At 51.0% G+C, this 1,129-nt stretch carries 1 protein-coding gene; it reads left to right on the top strand.

The genetic code is table 11. The features are described from left to right. Nucleotides 1-56: 56 nt before the first annotated feature. Nucleotides 57-1,106 (top strand): SDR family oxidoreductase, encoded by a 1,050-nt coding sequence (locus IBX48_RS10600; RefSeq protein ID WP_296834412.1) that lies wholly within the window; start codon nt 57-59, stop codon nt 1,104-1,106. The last annotated feature ends 23 nt before the right edge of the window (nt 1,107-1,129 follow it).

Below are 1,129 nucleotides of genomic sequence, written 5' to 3'. Positions count from 1 at the left end.
GGACAGTGGGAACGAGTTATATTTTGGGTTTTTAATTTTTTATAGTGCGGTAAGTTATGAATTTGTTTTTAACCGGGGCTACCGGGTTTGTGGGTGCGGCTTTGTTGCAGCGTTTTGTTGCGGATGGGGTTGAGGTTAAGGCTTTGGTTCGCAGTGAGTCGGTTGGGTTGCCGGATGGGGTTGAGAAGGTTGTGGGGGATTTGGGTGCTTTGGCTGAAGCATACTCAACCGATAATTCACCCTCCCCCCAACCCCCTCCCATCAAGGGAGGGGGGATTGATGGTTGTGATGTGGTGGTGCATGCGGCGGCGCGGGCGCATATTATGCGGGATGAGGTGGCTGATCCTTTGGCGGAGTATCGCAAGGTGAATCGTGATGCGACGTTGGTTTTGGCGCGTTTGGCGGCGCAGGCCGGGGTTAAGCGGTTTGTGTTTGTGAGTTCGGTTAAGGTGAATGGTGAGGGGACATTTTCACCCTCACCCCAGCCCTCGACCGCTTTAGGCGTTTCTTCGATTCCCATCAAGGGTGAGGGGGTTACAATTTTTACTCCTGATGATAAGTTTGTGCCGACTGATCCTTATGGGTTGTCTAAGTATGAAGCCGAGCAGGGTTTGTTAGAAATTGCACAACAAACTGGCATGGAGGTGGTGATTATTCGTCCGCCTTTGGTGTATGGGCCGAATGTGAAAGGCAATTTTGCTTCGATGGTGAATTGGGTTCGCAAGGGTGTGCCCTTGCCTTTGGGTGCGGTGCGTAATGCACGTTCGCTGGTGGCGTTGGATAATTTGGTGGATTTTATTGCCTTGTGCGCTGATCGCCAGCGCTCGCCAAAAGCCGCAAACCAGGTATTTTTAATCTCTGATGGGGTAGATGTATCCACTACCGAGTTGTTGCGCAAGGTGGCAAAGTCGTGTGGTGTAAAGTCTCGGTTATGGCCAGTGCCAGTAGGGGTTATGCGGTTTGCCGCGCGGTTATTGGGTAAGGGTGCGGTGGCGGATCGGTTGTTTGGCAATTTGCAAGTGGATAGTTCTAAAGCGCAAGATTTGCTGGGTTGGAAGCCAGTGGTAACAATGGATGAGGCGCTTGGGCGAATGTTTAATTCTTAATTTTGAGTTTTGAATTGGTTGGC

It is taken from the genome of Thiomicrospira sp. (genome assembly GCF_014859555.1).
In the GTDB taxonomy this organism is placed as follows: Bacteria; Pseudomonadota; Gammaproteobacteria; order Thiomicrospirales; family Thiomicrospiraceae; genus Thiomicrospira.
The sequence above is the reverse complement of the archived record's forward strand: the minus strand, read 5'-3'. Positions and strand labels throughout refer to the sequence as shown.

Excerpts from the sequence above, each read along its gene's own strand:
- IBX48_RS10600 (WP_296834412.1), top strand. The coding sequence starts at position 57 with ATGAATTTGTTTTTAACCGGGGCTACCGGGTTTGTGGGTGCGGCTTTG.